This window comes from Streptomyces sp. NPDC028711, assembly GCF_055565415.1.
This window is the reverse complement of sequence record NZ_JBVHUJ010000013.1, coordinates 21,578-46,337: the sequence shown is the minus strand read 5'-3', so window position 1 is coordinate 46,337 and position 24,760 is coordinate 21,578. Positions and strand designations below refer to the sequence as shown.

24 protein-coding genes and 1 tRNA gene are annotated in these 24,760 nt (G+C 71.6%); 7 read left to right on the top strand and 18 right to left on the bottom strand.

Going from position 1 to position 24,760, the window contains the following annotated elements:
• Positions 1–130: 130 nt before the first annotated feature.
• Both ACZ4VK_RS31570 and ACZ4VK_RS31565 read right to left on the bottom strand, forming a co-directional pair.
• A tRNA-Met gene (locus ACZ4VK_RS31570) sits at positions 131–204 on the bottom strand.
• Positions 205–249: 45 nt separating this feature from the next.
• Entirely contained in the window at positions 250–3,147 is a 2,898-nt protein-coding gene (locus tag ACZ4VK_RS31565) for a UPF0182 family membrane protein (RefSeq protein WP_468360182.1), read from the bottom strand.
• Between the two features lie 135 nt (positions 3,148–3,282).
• On the opposite strand from ACZ4VK_RS31565, the gene ACZ4VK_RS31560 reads away from it, so the two are divergent.
• Complete coding sequence (locus tag ACZ4VK_RS31560; protein WP_030320796.1) at positions 3,283–3,834, top strand: PPA1309 family protein; 552 nt, start codon at positions 3,283–3,285, stop codon at positions 3,832–3,834.
• A gap of 74 nt (positions 3,835–3,908) precedes the next feature.
• Here ACZ4VK_RS31560 and ACZ4VK_RS31555 read toward each other — a convergent pair whose 3' ends face one another.
• From ACZ4VK_RS31555 to ACZ4VK_RS31540, 4 genes are all read right to left on the bottom strand, one after another.
• Positions 3,909–5,006: a YlbL family protein gene (locus tag ACZ4VK_RS31555; RefSeq protein WP_468359628.1), complete on the bottom strand. Its 1,098-nt coding sequence runs from the start codon at positions 5,004–5,006 to the stop codon at positions 3,909–3,911.
• 64 nt (positions 5,007–5,070) lie between these two features.
• Positions 5,071–5,205 (bottom strand): hypothetical protein, encoded by a 135-nt coding sequence (locus tag ACZ4VK_RS31550; RefSeq protein ID WP_468360222.1) that lies wholly within the window; start codon positions 5,203–5,205, stop codon positions 5,071–5,073.
• A gap of 298 nt (positions 5,206–5,503) precedes the next feature.
• Positions 5,504–5,965: a molybdenum cofactor biosynthesis protein MoaE gene (locus ACZ4VK_RS31545; RefSeq protein ID WP_389683559.1), complete on the bottom strand. Its 462-nt coding sequence runs from the start codon at positions 5,963–5,965 to the stop codon at positions 5,504–5,506.
• Positions 5,966–6,103: 138 nt separating this feature from the next.
• A complete protein-coding gene (locus ACZ4VK_RS31540) occupies positions 6,104–7,213 on the bottom strand; it encodes an SDR family oxidoreductase (protein WP_468359625.1) in 1,110 nt (369 codons plus the stop codon).
• Positions 7,214–7,469: 256 nt separating this feature from the next.
• Between ACZ4VK_RS31540 and ACZ4VK_RS31535 the strand changes: the two genes are divergently transcribed.
• Positions 7,470–8,900 (top strand): zinc-dependent metalloprotease, encoded by a 1,431-nt coding sequence (locus ACZ4VK_RS31535; RefSeq protein ID WP_468359622.1) that lies wholly within the window; start codon positions 7,470–7,472, stop codon positions 8,898–8,900.
• On the top strand, positions 8,897–9,418 hold the full coding sequence (locus ACZ4VK_RS31530; RefSeq protein WP_468359619.1) for an NUDIX hydrolase: 522 nt from the start codon (positions 8,897–8,899) through the stop codon (positions 9,416–9,418). Before ACZ4VK_RS31535 ends, ACZ4VK_RS31530 begins: the two co-directional genes overlap by 4 nt.
• A 79-nt stretch (positions 9,419–9,497) precedes the next feature.
• On the opposite strand, the gene ACZ4VK_RS31525 is transcribed toward ACZ4VK_RS31530, so the two are convergent.
• The 4 genes from ACZ4VK_RS31525 to ACZ4VK_RS31510 form a co-directional block, all read right to left on the bottom strand.
• The gene (locus ACZ4VK_RS31525) at positions 9,498–10,253 is read right to left on the bottom strand and encodes an AIM24 family protein (RefSeq protein WP_468359616.1); all 756 of its coding nucleotides are present in this window, start codon (positions 10,251–10,253) and stop codon (positions 9,498–9,500) included.
• Between the two features lie 19 nt (positions 10,254–10,272).
• A complete protein-coding gene (locus ACZ4VK_RS31520) occupies positions 10,273–10,953 on the bottom strand; it encodes an AIM24 family protein (protein ID WP_468359613.1) in 681 nt (226 codons plus the stop codon).
• Positions 10,954–10,967: 14 nt separating this feature from the next.
• Entirely contained in the window at positions 10,968–12,659 is a 1,692-nt protein-coding gene (locus ACZ4VK_RS31515; protein WP_468359610.1) for a TerD family protein, read from the bottom strand.
• A gap of 132 nt (positions 12,660–12,791) precedes the next feature.
• Positions 12,792–13,367, bottom strand: a complete 576-nt coding sequence (locus tag ACZ4VK_RS31510) for a M48 metallopeptidase family protein (protein ID WP_468359607.1) — start codon at positions 13,365–13,367, stop codon at positions 12,792–12,794.
• 234 nt (positions 13,368–13,601) lie between these two features.
• On the opposite strand from ACZ4VK_RS31510, the gene ACZ4VK_RS31505 reads away from it, so the two are divergent.
• A complete protein-coding gene (locus ACZ4VK_RS31505; RefSeq protein ID WP_468359604.1) occupies positions 13,602–14,798 on the top strand; it encodes a TOMM precursor leader peptide-binding protein in 1,197 nt (398 codons plus the stop codon).
• A gap of 41 nt (positions 14,799–14,839) precedes the next feature.
• Complete coding sequence (locus ACZ4VK_RS31500) at positions 14,840–16,189, top strand: ABC1 kinase family protein (protein WP_468359601.1); 1,350 nt, start codon at positions 14,840–14,842, stop codon at positions 16,187–16,189.
• 81 nt (positions 16,190–16,270) lie between these two features.
• On the opposite strand, the gene ACZ4VK_RS31495 is transcribed toward ACZ4VK_RS31500, so the two are convergent.
• From ACZ4VK_RS31495 to ACZ4VK_RS31475, 5 genes are all read right to left on the bottom strand, one after another.
• Positions 16,271–16,453, bottom strand: coding sequence for a hypothetical protein (locus ACZ4VK_RS31495; protein ID WP_468359598.1), 183 nt, complete (start codon positions 16,451–16,453; stop codon positions 16,271–16,273).
• A 108-nt stretch (positions 16,454–16,561) separates the two neighbouring features.
• Positions 16,562–16,885, bottom strand: a complete 324-nt coding sequence (locus tag ACZ4VK_RS31490; RefSeq protein WP_468359595.1) for a hypothetical protein — start codon at positions 16,883–16,885, stop codon at positions 16,562–16,564.
• A complete protein-coding gene (locus tag ACZ4VK_RS31485; RefSeq protein WP_389683572.1) occupies positions 16,882–17,250 on the bottom strand; it encodes a WhiB family transcriptional regulator in 369 nt (122 codons plus the stop codon). The genes ACZ4VK_RS31490 and ACZ4VK_RS31485 overlap by 4 nt, the downstream gene beginning before the upstream one ends.
• 172 nt (positions 17,251–17,422) lie before the next feature.
• Positions 17,423–17,806 carry a hypothetical protein gene (locus tag ACZ4VK_RS31480; RefSeq protein ID WP_468359592.1) on the bottom strand — a complete coding sequence of 128 codons (384 nt, stop codon included), beginning with the start codon at positions 17,804–17,806 and terminating at the stop codon, positions 17,423–17,425.
• Between the two features lie 172 nt (positions 17,807–17,978).
• Positions 17,979–20,159, bottom strand: a complete 2,181-nt coding sequence (locus ACZ4VK_RS31475; RefSeq protein WP_468359589.1) for an ATP-dependent DNA helicase UvrD2 — start codon at positions 20,157–20,159, stop codon at positions 17,979–17,981.
• 147 nt (positions 20,160–20,306) lie between these two features.
• Between ACZ4VK_RS31475 and ACZ4VK_RS31470 the strand changes: the two genes are divergently transcribed.
• A complete protein-coding gene (locus ACZ4VK_RS31470) occupies positions 20,307–20,561 on the top strand; it encodes a mycoredoxin (protein WP_468359586.1) in 255 nt (84 codons plus the stop codon).
• A gap of 103 nt (positions 20,562–20,664) precedes the next feature.
• On the opposite strand, the gene sigJ is transcribed toward ACZ4VK_RS31470, so the two are convergent.
• Positions 20,665–21,600 carry an RNA polymerase sigma factor SigJ gene (gene sigJ, locus ACZ4VK_RS31465; protein ID WP_468359583.1) on the bottom strand — a complete coding sequence of 312 codons (936 nt, stop codon included), beginning with the start codon at positions 21,598–21,600 and terminating at the stop codon, positions 20,665–20,667.
• A gap of 183 nt (positions 21,601–21,783) precedes the next feature.
• Here sigJ and ACZ4VK_RS31460 point away from each other — a divergent pair, with 183 nt between their 5' ends.
• On the top strand, positions 21,784–22,224 hold the full coding sequence (locus ACZ4VK_RS31460; RefSeq protein WP_468359581.1) for a YybH family protein: 441 nt from the start codon (positions 21,784–21,786) through the stop codon (positions 22,222–22,224).
• Between the two features lie 98 nt (positions 22,225–22,322).
• On the opposite strand, the gene nudC is transcribed toward ACZ4VK_RS31460, so the two are convergent.
• Together nudC and ACZ4VK_RS31450 are read right to left on the bottom strand one after the other, a co-directional pair.
• On the bottom strand, positions 22,323–23,270 hold the full coding sequence (gene nudC, locus ACZ4VK_RS31455; RefSeq protein WP_468359578.1) for an NAD(+) diphosphatase: 948 nt from the start codon (positions 23,268–23,270) through the stop codon (positions 22,323–22,325).
• A gap of 53 nt (positions 23,271–23,323) precedes the next feature.
• Positions 23,324–24,751, bottom strand: coding sequence for a dipeptidase (locus ACZ4VK_RS31450; protein ID WP_468359575.1), 1,428 nt, complete (start codon positions 24,749–24,751; stop codon positions 23,324–23,326).
• Positions 24,752–24,760 lie beyond the last annotated feature (9 nt).

The following is a 24,760-nucleotide window of genomic DNA, read 5'->3' as shown; positions in this document are numbered from 1 at the left end:
CCCACAGAGAGACAAGTCAAACACGACTCACGCCAACTCGCCCCCTCCCTACCGCTCTTCGGACCCCCCGTGCACGCCGACACACGACGAGGGCCCGGATCCTTATGGATCCGGGCCCTCATCCTCTGAGTAGCGGGGACAGGATTTGAACCTGCGACCTCTGGGTTATGAGCCCAGCGAGCTACCGAGCTGCTCCACCCCGCGTCGGTGAACCAACAGTACCACGGACGCGGGATGGAAAACCTCAGGTCAGCCGCTTGATCCCGTCGCCTTCAGCTTCGCTCCGGCCTCCGCTGCCCGCTGGAGGGCCGCCTGGAGCTCGTCCTGCGCCTTGCCGTACGCGGCCCAGTCGCCCTTCGCCAGGGCCGCCTCGCCCTCGTCGTACGCCTTCTGGGCGTCGGCGATGGCCTTCTTGAGCGCGGCGTCGTTGGTGACCGGCTGCTCGGGGGTGCCCGGCGGGTCCGTGGGCGACGTGGGCGGAGCCGTGGGGGCGTCCACTCCGAAGACCGCGTTGAGCGCCCCGGTGAGGGTGTCCTCGAACACCGTGGTGTCCTTGGTCGTGTCACCGTCCGGCTGGTCCGCGTCCACGTACGACACGGCGACCTTCTTCAGGAGCGGGTAGAGCGCGTTGCGTCCCTGGGCGTACACCGGCTCCACGTACAGGAAGCCGCCGTCGAGCGGGACGGTCAGCAGGTTGCCGTACTGGATGTCGGAGTCGGCGCCCTTCATGTCCCGGACGAACGTGGCGACCGCGGGCAGACCGTTGAGCTTGCTCTGCACCTGCGCCGGACCCGGCACGTCCTCGGTGACCCGCAGCAGCCTCAGCCGGCCGTACTCCTTGCTGGTGGCGTCGGCGTCGACCGCCATGAAGCCGCCCAGGTTGGGGCGTCCGTTCGGCGTGAACGTCGTCGTCAGCGAGAAGCGCTGCGCCGTGTCCCCGGGCATCTTCATGCTCAGGTAGTACGGCGGGACCGCGTTGCCCTCCTTGTTGGTCGGGTCGTCCGGCACCTGCCAGGCGTCCGAGCCGCTGTAGAACTGCGCGGGGTCGGTCACGTGGTAGCGGGTCAGCAGCTCGCGCTGGACCTTGAACATGTCCTGCGGGTACCGCAGGTGCTCCAGGAGGTCGCCCTTGATCTCGGCCTTCGGCTTGACGGTGTCCGGGAAGGCCTTCATCCAGGTCTTCAGGACCGGGTCCGCGGTGTCCCACTCGTAGAGGGTCACCTTGCCGTCGTAGGCGTCGACGGTGGCCTTCACCGAGTTCCGGATGTAGTTGACCTGGTTCTGCTGGGCGACGACCGTGCGCTGCTGGTTGCCGACGGTCAGCGAGTCGGCCGTGGTGTCGCCGAGCGTGGTGCGCGAGGCGTACGGGTAGCCGTTGGTCGTCGTGTAGGCGTCGATGATCCACTGGATCCGGCCCTCGACGACGGCCGGGTAGGCGTCGCCGTCGATGGTCAGCCAGGGCGCGACGGCCTCGACGCGCTCCTTCGGGGTGCGGTTGTAGAGGATCCGCGAACCGTCGCCGATGGCCCCCGAGTAGAGGATCTGCGGCTCACTGAAGGCCACCGCGTACGCGGCGCGGTTGAAGGCGCTGGAGAGGCTGACGCCGCTCTTCTCCTTGTAGCTGGTGGTCTTCTCGCCGTTCTCCTCGTAGTCGAGCTCCTTCTGCGGGCCGCCCACGATCGAGTACTGGTCGGTCTTCTCGCCGTAGTAGATCCGCTGCTCGTACGGGCCGAGCGTCCCCTTGGTCGGCAGGCCGGCCTCGGTGAAGACCGGGGAGCCATTGGCGTCCGTCTGCGTACCCGAGGCCATGATCGCCCCGTAGCCGTGGGTGTACGTGAAGTGGTCGTTGATCCAGTTGCGCTTCGGGATGCCCCTGATGTTGAGCTCGCGCAGACCGACGACGGTGTCCTTGCCCTGGTAGCGGTCCACGTCCAGGGTCGTCGGGAACTGGTAGTACTTCCGCTTCTGCTCCAGCTGCTGGAACGTCGGCGACACGATGTTCGGGTCGAGGACGCGGTAGCTGGCGGCCCCGTCCGCGTTCGCCCGCAGCTGGTCCTTGGCCTTCACCGTCGACTTGCCCGAGTAGTTCTCGGGCTTCGTCGCGTCGATCGCGTACGCCTTGCGGGTCGCGTCGATGTTCTTCTGGATGTACGGCGCTTCCTTGGCCTGCTCGTTCGGCTGGACCTGGAACTTCTGCACGATGGCCGGGTACAGGCCGCCGATCAGGATCGCGGAGAGCACCATCAGGCCGAAGCCGATCACCGGCAGCTGCCAGGTGCGGCGCCAGAGCGTCGCGAAGAACAGCACGGCGCAGATCGCCGCGATGCAGAACAGGATGGTCTTCGCCGGCAGGTACGCGTTGGCGTCGACGTACCGCAGGCCCGTCCAGTTCCCGGTGGCCTTGAAGTCGCTGGACTTCACGGCCAGGCCGTACCGGTCGAGCCAGTACGCCACGGCCTTCAGCGACACGAAGACGCCGAGCAGCACGGACAGGTGCCCGGTGGCGGCGGCGGTGGCCCGCGCGCCCGGGCTGGTGATCCGCAGACCGCCGTACAGGTAGTGCGTGAGCGCGGCGGCGATCAGCGACAGGACGGCGGCGGCGAAGCCGAAGGCGAGCAGGAAGCGGTACCAGGGCAGGTCGAAGGCGTAGAACGCCACGTCGAGCCCGAACTGCGGGTCCTTCTCGCCGAACTTCACGCCGTTGACCCACATCAGCCAGGTGCGCCACTGGCCGGACGCGGAGGCACCGGCGATCAGCGCCACCAGGGCGGTGACCGCGAGCAGCACCCACTTCTTGAACGGTGCGAGGCCCATCCGGTACCGGTCGAGGCTCTGCTGCTCCAGCGACATCGCGCTGAGCGGCGGCCGCAGCCGGTACGCCAGCCAGATGTTCAGGCCGACGGCGAGGCCCATGAGCAGACCGAAGACCGCGAAGAGGCCGATCTTGGTCCACAGGGTGGTGGTGAACACGGACGAGTACTGGACCGAGCGGTACCAGAGCCAGTCCGTCCAGAACCCGGCGAACATCACGAACGCCATGGCCAGAACGGCCAGCACCCCGACGGTCATGAGCAAGGTACGGGCCCGCCGGGACGGCCGGCCGACTCTCATCCTCGGCCCGGACGGGCTACCGCCGCGGTCCGGCATCTGGAAAGCCAACGTGCGCCCCTCGATGTTGATGCGTCTGAAAGCAGGCCCCGCGATCGTAGAGCCCACTGGTGCAACTTACTGAGGCTTTACCTAGTTCCCGTGTTCCGGGGAAGAGGAGGCAGGATATTGGTCATGTCCAACGTTTCCCCCTCCGGCCCGGCGATGGCCGCGAGCCCCCTCACCCGCGCGGTGCTCGAGATCGACGAGTACGCGGCGGGCCTCGGCTGGGATCAGCCGGCCCGTCTCTTCGCCCTTGTCGACACCGCCCGCCTGCGTGCCAAGGAACCCGCGCTCGCCTCCCAGCTGGGCCTGGGTGACGACGCCACCGCCTACACCCCGATCGAGCAGGACAAGCTGCCGCGCGGAAAGCCCCTCGACGAGTTCCTCGGCACGATCGCCTGGCCCGCGGGCGTGGCCGGCTGCGCCATGACGGTGGAGCGGCTCATGCTGCCCCCGTCGGCGGAGGCCCAGGTCCCGCAGGGCCTCAACGAGAAGCAGCTCGCCAAGTGGGTGGCCGCCCACCCGGACCGTCAGGAGGTACGCATGACCGTGGCCGTGCTGCGCGGCGGCGCGCGCGAGGCGGCGATCCGGCTGCGCGAGAAGGACACCGCGACCGAGGTCCTGACCGGCCCCGACCTGGTGCCGGGCCTCGCCGAGGCACTGGCGGCGACCTTCGAATCCTGATCCGCCCCCCGTACGGGAAGGGGCGTCCGGTCGTGTCGACCGGACGCCCCTTCGACGTATCGGCACGCGCGTGTTCAGTTCTTCGGGCTCTTCGAGCAGCTCGGCAGGGACGCCGTGTCGCCCTCGCGGAGCTTCTCCAGGGACTTCGTGGCGTCGTCGATGGTGTCGACCTTGACGAGGGTGAGCCCCTCGGGGGTGTCCGAGACGGCGGTCGCGCAGTTGTCGGCCGGGGTGAGGAAGTACTCCGCTCCGGCGTTCCGCGCGCCGACCAGCTTCATCTGGATACCGCCGATCGGGCCGACCTCGCCCGCGTCGTCGATGGTGCCGGTGCCGGCGACGAACCGGCCGCCGGTGAGGCTCTCCGGGGTGAGCTTGTCGACGATGCCGAGGGCGAACATCAGCCCGGCGCTGGGCCCGCCGACGTCCGCCAGGTTGATGTCGATCGTGAACGGGAAGACGTGGTCGGTACCGGCCTGGATGCCGACGACGGCCCGGTCGCCCTCCTCGGACGTCGTGGTCGTGATGACCACCTTCTTCGTGACGGTCGGCTCCCTGCGCGCCTTCTCGGCCGCGGCCGCCTCCTTGGCGGGCACGATCGTGAACTCGACGTCCTGGCCCGGCTCGCGCTTCGTGACCTGCTTGGCGACATCGGCCTGCGCGGCGATCGGCACCCCGTCGACGGCCTTGATCACGTCACCGGCGTGCAGCTTGCCCTCGGAGGGCGAGCCCTTGACCACGGTGCCCACGACGACCCGGGAGACCACCGGGATCCCCAGCTCCCTCAGGGCGGCCACCTTGGCGCTCTCCTGGGACTGGCTGAACTCCTCGGCGTTCTCCTGGCTCGACTGCTCCTCGGTCTTGCCGTCCGGGTAGAGCGTGTCGTGCGGCACCACCACGTTGTCGTGGGCCAGCCAGCCGTAGACGGCCTCGACGGCGTTCATCTTGTAGTCCGCGCTGGTGACCCGGACCGTCGTCATGTTCAGGTGCCCGTCGGTCGGGTACGTCTTGCGTCCCGAGATCTGCAGGACGGGCTCTCCCCTGGCGTCTCCGAGGGTGTTGACCGTGGGGCCCGGGCTCATCTCCGCGTACGGCACCGGGATCAGAACGCCCGCGATGAGCAGACAGATCAGGACCAGGGTGGAGGCGAGCATCGTCGCGGTGCGGCGTGGCATGGAACGACAGTACGGGACTCGTCTGTGGGTGCACCCGTGGGGCGGGTCCGTACGAGGCGGGCCGTCAGCTCGACGGCGAGGTGGTGACACCGCCGGCCGCGGCGGCCGGTTCGAGGTCCGTGCGAGCGGAGAGGGGGGTCGTGGCGTGGGCGCGTTCCATCGCGTCCCGGAAGCGTGCGTAACCGGCGAGCTCCGCCACGTCACCTATGGTCTTGTTCCTCTGCGCCCAGCTTCCCCATATCGCCGCGCCGACGACTGCGAAAAGCGGAATCAGCAACCAGGCCAGCGCTGCCATCCCGACCTCCCATCCCCAGTGAGCTGCTCAGCAGACTCTGTCATCCGTGAGGTCAACGCTCGCGCTTGGGGGCCGGTTACGCAAATCGGGCGTTCGGCTACGGGGTGTCGGCGCGTCGGCTTGCGTGGATGGTGGACGCTCAGCAGGCGCCGACCCTCCCCCAGCCTCCGGCCGGGGGGACCCCCGAACAGGGGGCGGAGGCTCAGCAGGCGCCGACCCACTCTTCGGTGCCGTCGGAGAACGTCTGGTGCTTCCAGATCGGGACCTCGTGCTTGAGGTCGTCGATGAGCTTGCGGCAGGCCTCGAAGGCCTCCCCACGATGCGGGCAGGAGACGGCGACGACGACCGCCAGGTCGCCCACACGGAGGTCGCCCACGCGGTGGACGGCGGCAAGCGCGCGGACCGGGTAGTCGGCGACGACCTTCTCCGCGACCCGGCGCAGCTCCGCCTCCGCCGTGGGGTGGCAGGAGTAGCCGAGGGCGTCGACGTCCGCGCCGCCGTCGTGGTTGCGCACGGTGCCCACGAAGAGCGTCGTGCCGCCGGAGGCGTCGTCCCCGACCGCCCGGAAGACCTCGTCGAGGGAGAGCGGGGTCTCCCGGATCGCGAGGAGCTTGATGGGGTCGGCGGCGGCCTGCTCGCCGGGGTGGTCAAACGTCGGTGCCATGGCCCCATCGTGCCGCACGCGCGCGAGATACCGGAATAGCGGTTTCGACCGGCGGTCGGCGGCCGCCGTAGGAGGGTCCTACAGACCGCGCGGGCCCGGCCCCGCCCGTCGATCCCGCGCGGGTCCGGCCCCCGCCCGTCAGATCCCGCGCCGCTTCCGCATCTGCCGGACGAGCGCCGCCGTGCCGAGCAGCGCCACCGTCGCTCCCGCCGCACCGGCCGCCGTGGCGTCCTTGCGGCCCAGGCGGCGGCCGGCGACCGTGTGGCGGCCCTCGACCTCGTCGAGGAGCGCGGTGAGGACCTCCTCGTTCGTCCACTTCGGCCGCCAGCCGGCGTCGTGCAGCCGTCCGACGCTCACCACCCAGGGGTGCATGGTGTACGCGAGGTCGCCGGCCGGGGACGGGGTGAGGCCGATGCGGTGGAGGCGGGCCGCCGCGCCGAGGGCGACGGCGGAGGGCAGCTCCATGCGCCGGATGCCGGAGAGCTCCTCGACCTCCTCCTGTTCCAGCCAGCCCTCGCAGCCGACGGCGAGCTCCCCTTCGACCTTTTCGAGCGCCGCGTACTCCAGGGCGCTGACCAGGTCGTCGACGTGGCAGAACTGCCAGGTGGGCCGGGAACCGGCGACGACGAGCAACCGGGGCGACTCGAAGTAGCGGGTCAGCGCCGTGTCCGTACCCCCGACGAGGACGGCCGGGCGGACGACGGTGACGTGGAGGCCGGGGTGCGCGCGGGGCGCCCGGCGGCCGAGGCGCTCGATCTCCAGCATGTCGCCCACGCCGGTGGCCTCGGCCGTGGCCCTGAGCTCGGCGTCCTCGGAGAGCGGGATGTCGTTGTCGGGCAGGGCGCCGTAGACCATCGCGGAGGTGCAGAGGACCACCCGGTGGACACCGGCGGCCGCCGCGGCGGTCAGGACGGTCTGCGTGCCGCGCACGTTGTAGGCCGTCCGGGCGGCGGGATCGGTCTCCAGGTCGAGATCGACGGCGAGGTGCACGACGACGTCCGCGCCGCGCAGCTTCTCGGCGATGGCCGGGTCGCGCACGTCGAGGATGTGCCACTGCGCCTCGGCGACCTCGCCCCGGCGCTCGTCGATGGCGACGACCTTCTTGATCTCGTCGGAGGCGGCGAGGCGCCTGGTCAGCAGGTCACCGACGCCGGACGCGGCACCGGTGACCGCGACGACGGGCCCGCGCGCGGCTGACCGGGTTGAGAGGTTTCGCGCTCCGCGAACCTGAGGATCTGGGGAACTCACCGGGCGTCTCCAGCGGTTGTCTTCAGTACGTACACGCATGACGCGTACGGACCAGGTGGCGTCCATCCTGCCGCAGGGCACGGCCCGGCGGAGCACCGAGCCCATTTCCGGCCCGGATGTCGGGTGGTGTCCCGCCGACCGGGCCGGACCGGGGCCGCGAGCCCGGCCCGGTCGGAGGGACACCACCTACGCTGGTGGTGTGTAAGGGGCAGTCGCCGTCGGCAGGAGCCGGCGGCCCGAAGAGCCGAGGAAACCTGTGAGTGACACCCCATTCGGATTCGGCCTTCCGCCGGAGGAGCCGGAGGACGGCGACGAGGGCAAGAAGAAGGACCCCGCCGGAGGTGGCCAGGGGTCCGGTGGCCAGGGCGGCAACCCGTTCGGGGCGAACCCGTTCGGCTTCGGCGGGCTGCCCGGCATGGGCGGGCCGGGGGGCGCGGACAATCCGTTCGCGGCGATGTTCGGCTCGCTCAACCCCAACGACCTGGGTGCGGCCTTCCAGCAGCTCGGCCAGATGCTGAGCTACGAGGGCGGTCCCGTCAACTGGGACATGGCCAAGCAGATCGCGCGCCAGGTGGTGGCCCAGGGCACCGCCGACGGCACCAAGGACGCCAGCGTGGGTCCGGCCGAGAAGTCCGCGGTCGAGGAGGCCGTGCGCCTCGCCGACCTGTGGCTCGACCAGGTGACCTCGCTGCCCTCCGGGGCGAACACGGCGGTGGCGTGGAGCCGCGCGGAGTGGGTCGAGGCGACGCTGCCCGCGTGGCAGCAGCTCGTGGACCCGGTCGCGGAGCGCGTCGGCGCGGCGATGGGCGATGTCCTGCCGGAGGAGATGCAGGCCATGGCGGGCCCGCTGATCGGCATGATGCGCTCCATGGGCGGCGCCATGTTCGGCCAGCAGATCGGGCAGGCCGTCGGCGCGCTCGCCGGTGAGGTCGTCGGGTCGACGGACGTCGGGCTGCCGCTCGGTCCGCCCAACCGGGCCGCGCTGCTGCCGCTGAACATCGAGGCCTTCGGCAAGGACCTCGGCGTGCCCTTCGACGAGGTGCGGCTCTACCTGGCCCTGCGCGAGGCCGCCCACCAGCGTCTCTTCGCGCACGTGCCGTGGCTGCGGGCGCACCTGTTCGGCGCGGTCGAGGGGTACGCGCGCGGGATCAAGGTCGACACCTCGAAGCTGGAGGAGGCGGTGGGCCAGCTCGACCCGACGCAGCCGGAGCAGCTTCAGGAGGCGCTCCAGCAGGGCATGTTCCAGCCGGAGGACACCCCGCAGCAGAAGGCGGCCCTCGCCCGTCTGGAGACGGCGCTCGCCCTCGTCGAGGGCTGGGTGGACGCGGTGGTCCACGAGGCCGCGAAGTCGCGGCTGACCTCGGCGGACGCGCTGCGCGAGACGCTGCGCCGGCGCCGTGCGTCGGGCGGTCCCGCCGAGCAGACCTTCGCGACCCTGATCGGTCTCGAACTGCGTCCGCGCCGACTGCGGGACGCGGCGCGACTGTGGGCCTCGCTGACGGACGCGCGGGGGGTCGACGGCCGGGACGGGCTGTGGGAGCACCCGGACATGCTGCCGACGGCGACCGACCTGGACGACCCGGACGGCTTCGTGCACCGCGAGCACCTGGACTTCTCGGAGCTGGACAAGATGCTCGGCGAGGCGGCGAAGGGCGATGCCCCGGAGGACGGGGACGGCAAGGAGTGAGCCTCCACGACGACGCGGTCCTCGTACTGAAGGAGTACGGGGGCCAGGAGGAGCTGCGGCAGCTCTATCTGGAGCATCTGGACGCCCATCCCGACGGCATGTACAAGCCGTGCGGTGCCGGTCATCTCACGAGCAGCGCGCTCGTGATCGACCCGTCCCGGGCCCGGGTGCTCCTCACCCTGCACAGGAAGCTGGGCATGTGGCTGCAGATGGGCGGCCACTGCGAGCAGGGCGACGCGACGGTGGAGGCGGCGGCGCTGCGCGAGGCGACGGAGGAGTCGGGGATCGCGGGTCTGAGCCTGCTTCCGGGCGGTCCTGTGCGGCTCGACCGGCACCCGATCCCGGCGCCCTGTCACTGGCATCTGGACGTGCAGTACGCGGCGCTCGCGCCGGCCGACGCGGTGGCGGCGATCAGCGAGGAGTCGCTGGATCTGCGCTGGTTCGCGTACGAGGAGGTGGCGGGCGTGGCGGACACGTCCGTGGTCCGTCTCCTGGAGAGCACGCTCGCCCGTCTGTAGCGGGACAGCGGGACATGAGGAAGGGGCGGTCGCCCGGGCGACCGCCCCTCATCCGTGTCCGGTGCTCTGTGTCCGGTGCTCAGTTCCAGGCGTTGTTCTGGTTCTGGGCGTGGGAGCCGTGCTGGCCCGCGCCGAACTGGGCGGCGATGCCCTGGCCGATGGCCGCGTGCTGCGGGGGCATGACCTCGCTGGGCTGGACGAGCGCGAAGCCCTGGCCGAGGAAGCTGAGTTCCCAGCCCTCGCCCGTGTCACCGCGACGGCGACGGACGCTGGAGTTGGTCGTCTGCGCCTGCATCTGGACGCGCAGCGAGGTGGACCAGGCGACGATCGCGTCCGCGTCGACGTTGACGTACTTGTCGGGCGTGACGTGCATCATCAGCGGCTGCCCCGAGGTCATCAGGGCGACCTTGCCGCGGCCGGAGATGTTGAGCTGGTACTTGCCGGAGCCGGAGATGCCGTACTGGCTGTCGACGGCGATGACCTCGGTGTTGAGGGTCGAGTCGAGCGCCAGGACGTAGGCGCTGTCGACGGTCAGGCCCTCCTGCTCGACCTCCACGACGTGGACGTACTGGGCGAGGTTGGCGAAGTAGACCGTGCCCTGGCCGGAGCAGCGCATCAGGTCGAGGCCCTCACCGGTGCGGGCCTGGGCCCGCCGCTGGCTCGGGGTCTTGTACTCGCCGTCGAAGTCGAGGAGTCCCTGGTACGCCACCATGGCGCCCTTGCGGGCGAGGACGTCGTCCTGCCCGGTGAGGCTGACCCGCAGGAGCTGCGGGTTCTGGAGGACGTACCGCTCCTGGCTCTGCTGTTCGGCGTGGTTGAAAAGCGGGCTCTGCATGGTGTGTTCTCGCTCCCCCTCAGCCCCGGACCCGCAGGCGGTCGGTGCTGTCCTCGCTCGGCTGTACGACGACGATGCCCTGGCCCGAGAAGGCCATCTGGTAGGCCTCGCCGCTGCCCCGCCCGATGAGGGAGGAGGCCTTGAAGCTGCGCTTGCCCTTGACCTTGAGCGACGGCGACCAGGCGACGAGCGCGTCGGGGTCGACGTAGGTCTCGTCGTCGCCGCGGCCGCAGTCGACGACGATCGGCGTGCCGCGCGAGGTCAGCGCGACCCAGCCGGTTCCGGCGATCTCCACGTTGAACAGGCCCTGGCCGGCGAACTTGGCGAGGCCCTTGACCTGCTCGACGCCCCACTGGAGGTGGGCGTCGAAGGCGAGCACGTTGGTGCCGTTGACGGAGATCGAGTCGTTCTGGAGGTTGATCACGACGACGTCGGCGCCGTAGTCGGCGAGGTAGAGCAGTCCGTCGCCGGAGCACTTCATGATCGGCGCGCCCTCGCCGGTGGCCCACTGCTTGGCCACCTGGCGGGCGGCGGGCGGGTTGGGCTCGTAGGTGATGAATCCCTCGTAGGAGACCATCGAGCCGGTCCTGGCGTAGAGGTCCTGGCCGGAGGCCATGGCCACCTTGAGCATGGTGCGGCCGTGGTTCTCCATCCGGGCCGCGACGGGGGTCGGGGCGTAGCCCGCGAGTTGCTGGTTCATGACTTCGGGCTCCCTCAGACCTCGTAGGGCTGGACGACGATGAAGTTGCCGGGGGCTCCCCGGAACTGGAGGTTCACGGTCTCCCCGCTGTGGCCGGGGTAGGCGTTGCGCCGGAGCCGGACCTGGCTGGAGAGGATGACCTGGGACGCGGACGACCAGGCGACGACGGCGTTGCAGTCGGCGAAGGTCGTCGGCGTGACGGGCAGCACCACGGGGACGCCGTGGGTCTTCACGACGACGGTGCCGGTGCCCTGGAACTGCATGGTGAACAGGGCTCCGCCGGGGATGCCGTGGCCCTCGATGCGCCGGACCTCGTACTGGAGGGACTCGTCGAACGCGAGGACGTTCTCGGCGGAGACGCAGATGCCGTCGCCCTGGAGCTCGATCGGGTGCAGATGGGCACCTTCCTCGGCGAGGAAGAGCTGACCGCGACCGGTGCAGCGCATCAGCTGCATCTCCTGACCGGTGGCGTTGCCGACGATCCGGCCCGCGAAGCCCGCGCCCTTGTGGGAGAAGTCGACCTTGCCCTGGTACATGACCATGGAGCCCTGCCGGGCGAGGACGGGCGTGCCGCCCATGGCGAGGTCGACCCGCATGAGCTGCTGGTTCTGCGGGGTCCAGCGGGCGCCGGTGGCGGTCTCCTTGTACGGCGCGAGAGCGGCCGCGAGTCCGGGGCCGGTCGCCGGCACGCCCTGGGGCACGCCGTGCGGGACGCCGGGCTGCTGGCCGTACGGCGCCTGCTGCCCGTACGGCTGCTGCTGCCCGTACGGAGCCGGGGCGGCCTGGCCGTACGGCACCTGGCCCTGGCCCGGGACCTGGCCGGGGTACTGGCCGGGCGGCTGGCCCGGAACCTGGCCGTACGGGGACGGCTGAGGCGGCTGGGGCGGCTGCCCGTACGGCCCGGGGGCCGCCGGGGCGGGAGCGGGCGGCGGAACCGGCGCGGGAGCCATCGGCGCCACCATCGTGGGCGCCGTGTGCACCGGCTGCGCCGGGGCGGGCGGCGGCGTGGGCGCCTGCGGGGCGGGCGGCCCGCCGAACGCGGGAGCCGGTGCGGGTGCCTGAGGCGCGCCGAAGCCGGGCGCCGGGGCCGCGGGTGCGCCGAAGGCCGGAGGCGCCGCCGCCTGCGGCGGCGGGGCGAACCCGGGAGCCGCGGCCTGCTGCTGCGCCGCCGGCTCCTCCTCGGCGACCTCGCCGCCGAAGTTCCGCAGGAGCGCGTCGAGGCCACCGTCGAAGCCCTGGCCGACGGCGGCGAACCGCCACACGTCCTTGAGGTAGAAGTCGCCGAGCATCACGGCGCGCTCGGTGCTGAACTCCGCGCCCGTGAAGGAGTATCGGGCGACCTCCTCGCCGCCCGCCACGATGCGCAGGTGACCGGGGCCGACCTGGGACATCTGGCCGGCGCCGTCGATCGTCGCGGTGAACGACAGCTTGTGGATGTTGGCGGGGATGCGGTCGAGGGTGACCCGGAACGACTCGGTGTCGCCGGACTGGGCACCGAGCAGCTGGACGGACTCCTCCGGAGTCTTCGGCTGGTTGAAGAAGACGAAGTAGCGGTCGTCGGAGAGCCGCTCTTCCGCGTCGAGACCGAAACAGCTGATGTCGAAGGTCAGCCCGGGCGCCGCGATCTGCACGCCCACGTACAGATCGGTTCCCGCGGTGAGATCACTGATCTTGGCCTTGTGGCCGCGTTGGAATTCCCTGGCCATGCGTAACGACCGTCCCCCATCCCGAATGGCGATTGCTCGCGCCAGGCTAGCCGCTGTGTACGACATTGAGACAGGGCAGGTCGTTTTCGGTACGGAATCGGGAAACCCGCTCACGCGCGCGTACCGGCTCCGTCACTCCTCGCGAGCGGCGGGAAGGTGCGGCAGGCGCTCGGCGGCGACCACGCCCTCCAGGTAACCGCGCGCCCGCTCGGTGCGGGGATACGCCTCGAGGAGCCGCCAGAAGCCGGGCCCGTGGCCGGGGACGAGCAGATGGGCCAGCTCGTGGAGGAGGACGTAGTCGACGACGTACTCGGGCATGCCCTGGAGCCGGTGGGAGAGGCGGATGCTGCCCTCGGAGGGGGTGCAGGAGCCCCAGCGGGTGTTCTGGTTGGTGACCCAGCGCACGGAGCGGGGGCGTGCCCGGCCGCCGAAGTACTGCTCCGACAGACGCAGCGCCCGCTCGGTCAGCTCACGGTCCCCGAGGACGCTCCGGCTCTCCTTCGCGGCGAGCTTGTCCAGCATGACGCCGACCCAGCGGCGCTCCTCCGCCTCGGACATCCGTGCCGGGATGAGCACCACGGTCCGGTCGCCCTCGCGGTAGGCCGAGACGGTTCTGCTCCGCCGCGGGCTTCTGCGGACCTCGACCGCGCTCGTCCCGGCACCGGGGTGCGGGGAGTCGGTCACGCTGCGCTGTGGGTCGGCGGGCACGGCCCCGACGTTACCCGCTGCCGGCGGGGGAAGTCCCACCCGAGGAGGGGTTTCGCGGGCGATCCGCGCCCGCTCCACACCATTCGAATGACTAATCCCCTCGCCTGTGGACAACTTTCGGCGGCCCTCACGTCGACGGGGCATTCTCGCCTCGGGACGGCGAATGGACCGTCGACGATCTCGACGTCGTCGATCTTGAATGCGGATCGGGACGGGAGCGGGGGGGCGAGGGAAATGCATCCGATGGTGAAACCCGCGCTGCGGCGGACCTGGCGGGGTCTCCGCTGCGTCCAGTTCGGGGTCACCCCCGCTCACGCGGTGGTGCTCGACCCCGTCGACCAGGACACGGAAGCCCTGCTCGGACTGCTCGACGGCACCCGTGGGACGGAACTGCTGCGCGCCGAGGCGCGGGAGCGGGGCCTGCCGGACGGACGCCTGGACGCGCTCCTCGGCCGGCTGGAGTCGGCCGGACTGCTCGCCGACGCGGGCACCGGGCGGCCGGGGAGAGCGGGACCGGCGGCCGGCGCGGTGGATCCCGCGCTCGATCCGCTCCGCGCCGACCTCGCCTCCCTCTCCGTGGTGCATCCCGGGCCGGATCAGGCGGCACGGATCCTGGCGGCCCGGCGGGCCCTGCGCGTCCAGGTCCGGGGCGCCGGGCGGGTGGGGGCGACGGTGGCGGCGCTCCTGGCCGCCGCGGGCGTGGGCGAGGTCGAGGTACGCGACTCGGGCCGGGTCGAACCCTGGGAGACGGCCCCCGGCGGACTGCCGGCCGAGTCCGTCGGCGAGCGCCGGGCGACCGCGGCCCGGCGCCTGGTCGGCCGCTGGCGGACCCGCCGTACCGCACCGGGTCCGTCGAGAGCACCGGCACCGGGCGGCGGGAGCGGACCGGCGCGGGGGCGGGTCGGATCGGGTGAGGGTTCCGGCGGCCTCGGTCTTTCACTCGTCGTGGTGACGCCGAGGGACGGTCTCGGCGCATACGTCCCCGATCCGCTCCCGGCCGAGCGGTGGGTCGCCACCGGTACCCCGCACCTGTACGCCGGGGTGCTCGAAGCGACGGGGACGGTCGGTCCGCTCGTCCTGCCGGGCGGCACCGCCTGCGCGCGGTGTCTCCAGGAGGGGCGGACCGACCGGGAGCCGGTCTGGCCCCGGCTGCTCGCCCAGTGGCGCTCCGGCGCCCCCCACCCGCTGCCCGCCTGCGACGTGGGTCTGGCGACGGCGGTCGCGGGGCTCGCCGCCGCGCACGCGCTGGCCTTTCTGGACGGGGATCTCCCGGCGAGCACGGGCACCCGATGGTCGGTGTCGCTGCCGTCGCTGGAGTGGCGCGCGGAGCGGCTCGGCCCGCACCCGGCGTGCCCCTGCGGGGCGGCGCGCGCACGAGAGGGGGAGCGCGTCTCGGCAGCCGGAAGGGCGCAGGACACAATGGCGGGGTAACGGCCCTACGCAGCAGGACAATCTGGGTTTTGGAGGGGCGTATGTCTGATCTTCCCCGGAAGGCGGTCACCCGGACCGCCAAGTTGGCCGCGTTGCCACTGGGCTTCGCGGGCCGGGCCACCTGGGGCCTGGGCAAGCGGATCGGCGGCAGGTCGGCGGAGATCGTCGCCCGCGAGCTCCAGCAGCGCACGGCCGAGCAGTTGTTCAAGGTGCTCGGTGAGCTCAAGGGCGGGGCCATGAAGCTCGGTCAGGCGCTGTCCGTCTTCGAGTCCGCGCTGCCGGAGGACGTGGCCGGGCCGTACCGGGCGGCGCTGACGAAGCTTCAGGAGGCGGCGCCCCCGATGCCGACGCGGACCGTGCACACCGTTCTCGAGGAGCGGCTGGGGTCCGAATGGCGGGAGCTCTTCCTGGAGTTCGAGGACAAGCCGGCGGCGGCGGCCTCGATCGGGCAGGTGCACCGGGCCGTCTGGCACGACGGTCGCGAGGTCGCGGTCAAGGTGCAGTACCCGGGCGCCGGGGAGGCGCTGCTCTCCGACCTGACGCAGCTGAGCCGCTTCGCCCGGCTGTTGGGTCCGCTCGTGCCGGGCATGGACATCAAGCCGCTGATCGCCGAGATGCGGGACCGGGTCTCCGAGGAGCTGGACTACGGCCTGGAGGCGGAGGCCCAGCGGAGGCACGCGGAGGAGTTCGCCGACGACCCCGACGTGGTGGTGCCCGCGGTGGTGCACCAGTCGGAGCAGATCCTCGTGACCGAGTGGATGGACGGGTTGCCGCTCTCCGAGGTGATCGCGGACGGAACGGAGGAGCAGCGCGACCGGGCGGGCCAGTTGTTGGCCCGCTTCCTCTTCTCGGGTCCCGCGCGCACCGGGCTGCTGCACGCCGATCCGCATCCGGGGAACTTCCGTCTGCTGCCCGGCTCCGGCGAGGACGACGGGCCGGAGGACTGGCGGCTCGGAGTGCTCGACTTCGGCACCGTGGACCGGCTGCCGGGCGGACTGCCCGAGACGATCGGCACCTGTCTGCGGATGGCGCTCGCCGGTGAGGCCGAGACCGTCTACGAACTGCTCCGCGCGGACGGCTTCGTCAAGGATTCCGTCGCACTCGACCCGGAGACGGTCCTGGAGTACCTGCTGCCGATCATCGAGCCGGCCGAGGCGGAGTCGTTCGTCTTCACCCGCGCCTGGCTGCGCAGCCAGGCGGCCCGGATCGCCGATCCCCGTTCGCCCGCACACCAGTTGGGCAAGCAGCTCAACCTGCCTCCCGCGTATCTGCTGATACACCGGGTGACGCTGAGCACCATCGGGGTGCTGTGCCAGCTCAACGCGACGGTGCGACTGCGGGACGAACTGGAGGAGTGGCTGCCGGGCTTCGTGGCACCCGCCGCCGACTGACACGGAGACCGGAGACGGCAGACCGGCGGCCGGGAGAACGGCGGCCGGGCACCCCCGGCCGGAGACCGGCGGTCGGCGGCATCACCACCAGGAGGAGTCGAGACGGCCCTCGATGGCGCGGATGTTGGCGCGGGCGCAGTCCTCGCAGAAGTACGTGCGCCGGCCGTTCTCCACCGAACAGGTCCAGGTCAGCGGCAGGGTGTCGGTGGTCTTGCCGCAGCGCGCGCAGGCGAGGGGTCCCTCGGGGGTACGGGCGTCGTTCATCTTCGTGACGATAACCCGGCAGGGCGCCGCGGCCCCGACAACGCACCGCGGGGGCCGGTCCCTCAGGACCGGCCCCCGCGGCGGCGCCCCTGGGGGGCGCGGGATCACTCAGTGCATGACGGCCATGGCCAGCGCGCGGCGGGCGCGCAGCGAGACGCGCTCGGCGCGGCGCTGCATGCGTCGGGCGGCGACCAGGCGCACGGCCTGGCGTTCCGCGTCGACCTCACGCTGTCGCTCGTGCATATGGGCACGGGCCAGGGCTTCTGGGATGAGTTGCATTTCACGGGTCCTGTTCTGACGCGCGGTGGGCGCGGCGGAGGGGGAGAAGACTGAGGTCGCGAAGCCGGCGGGCTCGCTGGTGGAAGAGGTCATCGGGGCCTGCTTCTGGGGATCGTGCGTGAGGGGGCGGTCGATGGTTCCGGTGGCGCTCATGCCGCGACCGGGTTCTTGCGCGGGCGGCCACGCGGCCGCTTGCGGGCCACGACCACGCCCTGGACGAAGAGCTCGCCGCCCCAGACACCCCAGGGCTCGCGGCGCTCCTTGGCACCGGCCAGGCAGGCCGCCACGAGCGGGCACGTCCGGCAGAGGGACTTCGCGTACTCGACGTCGGCCGGGGACTCCGCGAAGAAGACCTCGGGGTCGTAGGCGCGACAGGGAACGGGTACGCCGAGGTTCTCGATGGCGTCGTCGAGCGCGGTGAGCGCGGTGAGGGGGGTCAAAGCGGGGTCCTCCGTGAGGCCGGGCAGGGGGATCGAATCGGAAGGCGGTACGGACGGGGCGTGCGCTTCGAGTTGCACGGTGGTCTTTCCTCGTCTGGTCGTTCCGGCCTGTTGGCCGGGGTTTCGGCTGGTACCGGGTGTGTCTGTCCCGAGGCGCCTTCACGCCGTCGTCCCCGTTCGGGGACAAACAGAAGGGCCGCGGATCCCGGGTGGGGTTCCGCGGCCCTGAAGGCGCCGGTCTGATCATGGATCAGACTGGATCACTCCAGGGTTCGAGCCCACGGAAGGCCCACATCATGTGGTGGTGCTTGGTCGTCTGCTGCTGGTTTCCGGCACCGGTCGCCGCAATGCCATAGGCCGTGGCCTTGCCTGCTGCTACTGCTTCCAGTGCCTTGGTCGGTCGCTCGTCGCGCCGCTCGATGGCGGCCTTGCCGAGACCGGAGAGACCGGTGACGGGCAGGGCAGCGGCGGGCAGGGCGGCGACGGACAGACCGGTGCCGAGGAAGGCGGAGGCGGAGAGGCCGAGCGTGCAGGCGGAGACGACCGAGAGATCGGTCATTTTGGCGGTGCTGGCAAAGCTGACGGTGCTGACGAAGCGGGCGGTGTTGCCGGCCTGAATCGTGGTGCTGATCACTGGAATCGCCTCCTCTCGGCGTCTCGGAGGGCTCGGGTGTGAGCCGGACCCTCATGTTTATTTGGACAAGTACAGCACGAACACAGGGCTTCGAAGAAGCCGCTGTTTCCGTGGTTAAGAACCTATGGGGCTTGACGGGGCAGGCGCAAACTATTTTTCCGACGAGTTTTCCTCAGCCCTCGCCCTCTCCCGCCCCACCATCCCCACCTGCGCAGATGGCCAGGACGTCGTCCCCGAAGCGGTCCAGCTTGCGGGCGCCGACGCCGGAGATCGAGGAGAGCTCCCCGCCGGTCGCGGGGACCCGCTCGGCGATGGCCATCAGCGTCTTGTCGGTGAACACGCAATACGCGGGCTGGCCGAGCTCCCTGGCCTGTTCCGAGCGCCAGTCGCGCAGCCGCTCGTAGAGCGCCTCGTCCATGTCCGAGGGGCAGTCCTCGCAGCGCATGAGCTTCATCGCGCCCGCCTCGGTGAGGGTGGTCCCGCAGACCCGGCACCGGACGGGGCCGCGCTGCTTGCGCCAGCCGCTCGTGGCGCCACCCCGCTCGATCGAGCCGGTACCGCCGGTGACGGTGGAGCCGAGGGAGCCGGAGCCGGGCCGCAGCCCCTTGAGGAAGCGGCTGGGGCGCCGGGAGGCCCGGCCGCCCGGGGAGCGGGCGAGCGCCCAGGACAGCGTGAGGTGGAGGCGCGCGCGGGTGACGCCGACGTACAGCAGGCGCCGCTCCTCCTCGACCTGCTCGTCGGTCTTGGCGTACGTGATGGGCATCATGCCCTCGGTGAGGCCGACCAGGAAGACGGCGTCCCATTCGAGGCCCTTGGCGGCGTGCAGCGAGGCGAGGGTGACGCCCTGGACGGTGGGGGCGTGCTGGGCGGCGGCCCGCTCGTCGAGTTCGCCGACCAGGTCCGAGAGGGTGGCGCCTGGCTTGGCGCGGGCGAAGTCCTCGGCCAGTCGGACCAGGGCGGCGAGGGACTCCCAGCGGTCCCGGACGGCGCCGGAGCCCGCGGGCGGCTCGCTGGTCCAGCCCTTGGTGGAGAGGACGGCCCTGACCTGCGAGGGCAGGTCGTCGGCGTCGTCGAGGAGGGAGTCGTTGCCCCCGGCGCGGGCGGCGCCGCGCAGGGCGATGCCCGCCTCCCGTACCTCCTGGCGCTCGAAGAAGCGCTCGGCGCCGCGGAGCTGGTAGGGCACTCCGGCGTCGGCGAGGGCCTGCTCGTAGACCTCGGACTGGGCGTTGATCCGGTAGAGGACGGCGATCTCGCCGGCCGGGACTCCGGCGGCGATGAGGTCGCGGATGCGGCGGGCGGTGCCCTCGGCCTCGGTCGGCTCGTCGGCGTACTCCGTGTAGACGGGCTCGGGGCCGGGGTCGCGCTGGGAGATCAGCTCCAGGCGGTGCTCCGCGGCCCGGCCGCGGGCCTGGCTGAGCAGCCCGTTGGCCAGGTGGACGACCTGCGGGGTGGAGCGGTAGTCGCGGACGAGCTTGACGACGGTGGCGCCCGGGTGCCGGGTGCGGAAGTTCAGCAGGTGGTCGGGGGTGGCGCCGGTGAAGGAGTAGATGGTCTGGCTGGCGTCGCCGACGACGCAGAGGTTGTCCCGGTCGCCGAGCCACAGGTCGAGCAGCCGCTGCTGGAGCGGGGAGACGTCCTGGTACTCGTCCACCACGAAGTGCTGGTACTGGCCGCGGATCTGGTCGGCGATGTCGTGCCGGTCCTGGAGGATGCCGACGGTGAGCAGCAGCACGTCCTCGAAGTCGATCACCGAGCGGTCGCGCTTCAGCTGCTCGTACATGGCATAGATCTGGCCAATTTCGGCCGGGTCCCGGGGGGCGTCCCTGAGGGACTTGGCGACGACGGCCGGGTAGTCGGCGGGGACGGTCTGGGTGACCTTGGCCCACTCGATCTCCCCCGTGACGTCCCGCAGCTCGTTCCGGTCGAGCCGGACCCGGCAGCGGGCCGCCGCCTCGGCGACCAGCTGGACCTTCCGCTCCAGGAGCCGGGGCAGATCGCCACCGACGGCTTTCGGCCAGAAGAACTGGAGCTGGCGGAGGGCCGCCGAGTGGAACGTACGCGCCTGGACACCGCCCGCGCCGAGCTCGCGGAGCCGGCCGCGCATCTCGCCGGCGGCGCGGTTGGTGAAGGTGACGGCCAGCACACTGCCGGGCTGGAGTATGCCCGCCCGCACCCCGTACGCGATGCGGTGGGTGATGGCCCGCGTCTTGCCCGTGCCGGCTCCCGCCAGCACGCACACCGGGCCGGTCAGGGCCAGGGCGACCTCGCGCTGCTCGGGGTCGAGCCCGTCGAGCACCGCGTCGGCCGTCTCCGGGACCTGCGGGAAGAGAGTGGAGTGCGTTGCTGCTGTCACCCCCCAATGCTGCCAGGTCGCGCGCGATCGGTGCCGATGCTTGTCCACAGGTGCGTGGGCCCGGTCATACGAATGCCGGGAATGGGGCGGCCGGGGCGTACGTTCTCCTTCTCGGCACCCGTCCGCGAACAAGAGGAGCGCCAGGCCATGCAGGGCACTGTGACGATGTACAGCACCACGTGGTGCGGCTACTGCCGTCGGCTGAAGAGCCAGATGGACCGCGAGGGCATCGCGTACACCGAGATCAACATCGAGCAGGACCCCGCGTCGGCGGCGTTCGTCGAGAAGGCCAACGGCGGCAACCAGACCGTGCCGACCGTCCTGATCGTCTCCCCGCAGGGCAGCGAGTCGGTCATGACCAACCCCTCTCTCGCCCAGGTCAAGCAGGCGCTGAGCGTCTGAACCCCGGCCTCCGCGACAGCGAGCCCCCGACCACGACGGCCGGGGGCTCCGCTGTGTCCGGGAGTGACGGACGCCGCTGTGGCCCCACCCGGCGGGGCCGGTGTCACTCCCTCGTCCACGGCCGGAGTTTCTCGGGGTTGAGCACGGCCCAGATCCGTCGGATCCGGCCGTCCGCGATGTCGAACGCGTACACCGACAGGACGGCGCCGTCCAGGTGGGCCGCCAGACCGGGCTGACCGTTGACCGTGCACTCCCGGACCGCGAGGCGGCCGGGGAGGGTCCGGTCGGCGAAGAAGCGGGCGATCCGCTCGGCGCCCTCGATCGGGTGGAGCAGCGCCGTGACGACTCCGCCACCGTCCCCGACGGCCGTGGCGTCGGGGTCGAGCAGGCCGATGAGGGCGGTGATGTCCTTGGCCTGCCACGCCAGCCTGAAATCCCTGACGACACGGGCCCGCTGGGCGGTCGGCGACAGGGGAGCCCGCGAGGCGTCGACGCGGCGGCGGGCCGAGGACGCCAGCTGGCGGCAGGCCGCCGGGGTGCGGCCGACGATGTCGGCCACCTCGGAGAAGGAGTAGCGGAAGACGTCGTGGAGGACGAACGCCACGCGCTCCGCCGGGGTCATCGCCTCGAGCACGACGAGGAAGGCCATACCGACCGACTCGTCGAGCGTGACCCGGTCGGCCGGATCGGCCGTGCTGTCGTCCATCGCGCCGGCGGACCACTCGCTGCGCGCGGGCAGCGGCTCGGGAACCCATTCCCCCACATAGCGCTCCCGCCGCGCCCGTGCCGAACGCAGCACGTCGAGGCAGATGCGGCCGGCGACCTTGGTCAGCCACCCCCTGGGGGACGCCACCGCCTCCTGCTGCCGCCGGGACATCGCGTACCAGCGGGCGTACGTCTCCTGGACGACGTCCTCGGCCTCGGCCAGGGAGCCCAGCATCCGGTAGGCGAGGTTGATCAGCCGGCGGCGTTCACCCGTGAGCGCGCTCGCCATCGGGTCGATTCGGCCGTCCTGCGGCGCGGTCGGGCTGGGCGTCATGGTCGTGCGGCTCCCTCGGTCGGCTCTTCCCTCACCCCTAGGACGAGACAGCGCCCCGGAATGTGAGAGCGGCGCCCCGCCTCACATTCCGCCGGGCCGCCTCGTCCTACCGAAGGAGACAGGCGGAGGTGCCGCGCCCCGCCGCACACGTTCCTCGGCACATCACCACCGAAGGAGTACGCGATGACCACCCACGAGTCCGAGATCCGGGCGCTTCTGGCGAGCCGCGCCGACGCCCAGCAGACCAAGGACATCGATCGGCTCATGTCGTTCTACGCCGCCGACGCCGTCTACTTCGACGTCGTCCCCCCGCTGCGGTTCACGGGAACCGACGAGATCCGGCGCAACTTCCTGCGCTGGTTCGACGGATACGTCGGCCCCATCAGCCTGGAGACGCACGACCTCACCCTCGCGACCAAGGGGGACACCGCGTTCGCGCACATGCTCCACCGGGACTCGGGCGAGCGTAAGGGTGGGATCCAGGCCTCGATATGGGTACGGGAGAGCGTCTGCCTCCAGCGGTCGGACGGGACGTGGTCGATCACGCACGAGCACGTCTCGATCCCGATCGACCCGGCGACCATGACGGTCTGGCTCCCGTCCGACAAGGACCAGCTCGCCTGACGCCCCGGCCGGGACGGCGGCTCCCCGGAACCTTCGCGGCGCGGGTCGACCGTCCCGCCGAGCCCCCGACCGCCCGGTCGGGGGCTCGGCGGGCCCGGTCAGAGCACGTCGCCCGGCTTCGGCAGCGGCTTGCCGTACCAGCGTTCGATCAGGCGGGAGGCGATCGAGATGCCGTACGGGGGCAGCACCTCGCCCGACTCGAAGGCGGCGGTCAGGTCCTCGCGGGAGAACCAGCGGGCCTCCTGGATCTCCTCGCCGTCCACGGTGATCTCCGAGGAGGTCGCGCGGGCGAAGAAGCCCAGCATGAGGCTGGACGGGAAGGGCCAGGGCTGGCTGGCGATGTACTCGACCTCGCCGACCGTGACGCCGGCCTCCTCGAAGACCTCACGGACGACCGACTGCTCGATGGACTCGCCGGGCTCGACGAAGCCGGCGAGGGTCGAGAAGCGGCCCTCCGGCCAGTGGACCTGGCGGCCGAGGAGGATGCGGTCCTCCTCGTCCATGACGGCCATGATCACGGCCGGGTCGGTGCGCGGGTAGTGCTCGGCGCCGCAGGCCTGGCAGCGGCGGATGTGTCCGGCCGCCGCGATGACCGTGCGCTCGCCGCAGCGCGAGCAGAAGCGGTGGAGGCGCTGCCAGTTCTCCAGGGCCACCGCGTGCACCATGAGGCCCGCGTCCCGGTCCGAGAGCAGCAGCCCGGCCTCACGGAGGCCCGCAGGGCGGGCGGACTGGTCCATGCGGCCCGGCAGGGAGTCCTTCTGGAGCGCGAAGTACGAGACGCCGTCGGCGCCCGTGCCCAGGAAGTAGCGATGGGTCTCGGTGACCGGGGCCTCGAACGCGGGGGTCATGACGAGCGCGGTGGTGCCGTCGGGCAGGTCGTCGATCAGCACCTGTCCTCCGGAGACCACGAACACGCGGGTGGTGGGGTGGCTCCAGGCCGCTGCCAGCCACGCCTCGTCGAGGCGGTGGTGCGCGGCGCGGTCGATGCCGCTCGGGGCGGTGAGCGAGATCGGGCGGTCCGCCGGCGCGTTCTTCAGGGCTGACACGTTGTTCAAGGTGCTCACAGGTGCTTCCAACTCCCCCGGTTCGGTATGTGGGTTCAGCGCTCGACGGCGTGGAGGGCCTGGAGGGCGGCAGGCAGGTCGCCCCACAGGTGAGCGGTCGTCTCGACGCCCTTCATGAGGAGATCGAGTTCGATCTTCTCGTTCGGGGCGTGCCAGCCGTCGGACGGGACGGAGATGCCGAGGAACAGGACGGGTGCCCCGAGCACGTCCTGGAGGTCGGCGGCCGGTCCCGAGCCGCCCTCGCGGGTGTAGCGGACCTTGGCGCCGTCGAAGGCCCGGCTCATGGCCCCGGCGACCGCCGTGAGCGCGGGGTGGTCGAGCGGGGTGAGGCAGGGGCGGGTCGGGGCGCCGAAGACGATGTCGTACCGGATGCCGGCGGGGACGAGACCGGCGAGCCAGTCCCGTACCGCGAGCTCGATCTTGTCCGGGTCCTGCCCGGCGACGAGCCGGAACGACAGCTTGAGCTGGGCGGAGGCGGGGACGATCGTCTTGCCGCCGGGGCCCTGGTAGCCGCCGCCGATGCCGTTGACCTCTGCGGTGGGGCGGGCCCAGACCCGCTCCAGGGTGGAGAAACCCGCTTCGCCGAGGGTGCCGTGCGACTTCGCCGTACGCAGCCAGGCCGCCTCGTCGAAGGGCAGCTCGGCGACGAGGGCGCGCTCGGCGTCGGTGAGCTCCGTCACGCCCTCGTAGAAGCCGGGGATCGCGACGCGCTCCTGCTCGTCGTGGAGGGCGGCGACGATCCGCCCGGCGACGGTGGCCGGGTTCGGGACGGCGCCGCCGAAGGAGCCGGAGTGGATGTCCTGGTCGGGGCCGTACAGCTCGATCTCGCAGTCGGCGACTCCGCGCATGCCCGTGCAGACGGTGGGCGTGGTCTCGGACCACATGCCGGTGTCGGAGACGATCACGGCGTCGGCGGCGAGCCGCCCGGCGTGCGTCTCGACGAGCTCGCGGAAGTGCGGGGAGCCGGACTCCTCCTCGCCCTCGACGATCAGCTTGAGGTTGACGGCGGGAGTCGTACGGCCGGTGGCGGCGAGGTGGGCGCGGACGCCGAGGGTGTGGAAGAACACCTGCCCCTTGTCGTCGGCCGCTCCGCGCGCGTACATCCGGCCGTCGACGACCGTCGGCTCGAAGGGGTCCGTGTGCCAGCCGTCCTCGCGGTCCGCGGGCTGCACGTCGTGGTGGCCGTAGACGAGGACCGTCGGGGCGTCCGGGTCTCCGGAGGGCCACTCGGCGAAGACGGCGGGGGCACCGGCGGTCTCCCAGACCTCGACGGTGGTGAAACCGGTCTCGGTGAGCTTCGCGGCGAGCCACTCGGCGCTGCGCCGTACGTCCCCGGCCCGGTCCGGCCGCGCCGACACGGAGGGGATGCGCAGCCACTCGGTGAGGTCGCCGAGGAAGGCGGCACGGTGCTGCTCGATGTACGCGCGTACGGCGTGGACGGCGCTGTCCGGGGTCTCGCTCATGTCCCCGAG

What these genes read in the sequence shown, in the direction of transcription:
- ACZ4VK_RS31565 (WP_468360182.1), bottom strand. Translation starts at nt 3,147, where the DNA reads ATGCCGGACCGCGGCGGTAGCCCGTCCGGGCCGAGGATGAGAGTCGGC.
- ACZ4VK_RS31560 (WP_030320796.1), top strand. Translation starts at nt 3,283, where the DNA reads ATGTCCAACGTTTCCCCCTCCGGCCCGGCGATGGCCGCGAGCCCCCTC.
- ACZ4VK_RS31555 (WP_468359628.1), bottom strand. Translation starts at nt 5,006, where the DNA reads ATGCCACGCCGCACCGCGACGATGCTCGCCTCCACCCTGGTCCTGATC.
- ACZ4VK_RS31545 (WP_389683559.1), bottom strand. Translation starts at nt 5,965, where the DNA reads ATGGCACCGACGTTTGACCACCCCGGCGAGCAGGCCGCCGCCGACCCC.
- ACZ4VK_RS31525 (WP_468359616.1), bottom strand. Translation starts at nt 10,253, where the DNA reads ATGCAGAGCCCGCTTTTCAACCACGCCGAACAGCAGAGCCAGGAGCGG.
- ACZ4VK_RS31520 (WP_468359613.1), bottom strand. Translation starts at nt 10,953, where the DNA reads ATGAACCAGCAACTCGCGGGCTACGCCCCGACCCCCGTCGCGGCCCGG.
- ACZ4VK_RS31515 (WP_468359610.1), bottom strand. Translation starts at nt 12,659, where the DNA reads ATGGCCAGGGAATTCCAACGCGGCCACAAGGCCAAGATCAGTGATCTC.
- ACZ4VK_RS31505 (WP_468359604.1), top strand. Translation starts at nt 13,602, where the DNA reads ATGCATCCGATGGTGAAACCCGCGCTGCGGCGGACCTGGCGGGGTCTC.
- ACZ4VK_RS31500 (WP_468359601.1), top strand. Translation starts at nt 14,840, where the DNA reads ATGTCTGATCTTCCCCGGAAGGCGGTCACCCGGACCGCCAAGTTGGCC.
- ACZ4VK_RS31495 (WP_468359598.1), bottom strand. Translation starts at nt 16,453, where the DNA reads ATGAACGACGCCCGTACCCCCGAGGGACCCCTCGCCTGCGCGCGCTGC.
- ACZ4VK_RS31490 (WP_468359595.1), bottom strand. Translation starts at nt 16,885, where the DNA reads ATGAGCGCCACCGGAACCATCGACCGCCCCCTCACGCACGATCCCCAG.
- ACZ4VK_RS31470 (WP_468359586.1), top strand. Translation starts at nt 20,307, where the DNA reads ATGCAGGGCACTGTGACGATGTACAGCACCACGTGGTGCGGCTACTGC.
- sigJ (WP_468359583.1), bottom strand. Translation starts at nt 21,600, where the DNA reads ATGACGCCCAGCCCGACCGCGCCGCAGGACGGCCGAATCGACCCGATG.
- ACZ4VK_RS31460 (WP_468359581.1), top strand. Translation starts at nt 21,784, where the DNA reads ATGACCACCCACGAGTCCGAGATCCGGGCGCTTCTGGCGAGCCGCGCC.
- ACZ4VK_RS31450 (WP_468359575.1), bottom strand. Translation starts at nt 24,751, where the DNA reads ATGAGCGAGACCCCGGACAGCGCCGTCCACGCCGTACGCGCGTACATC.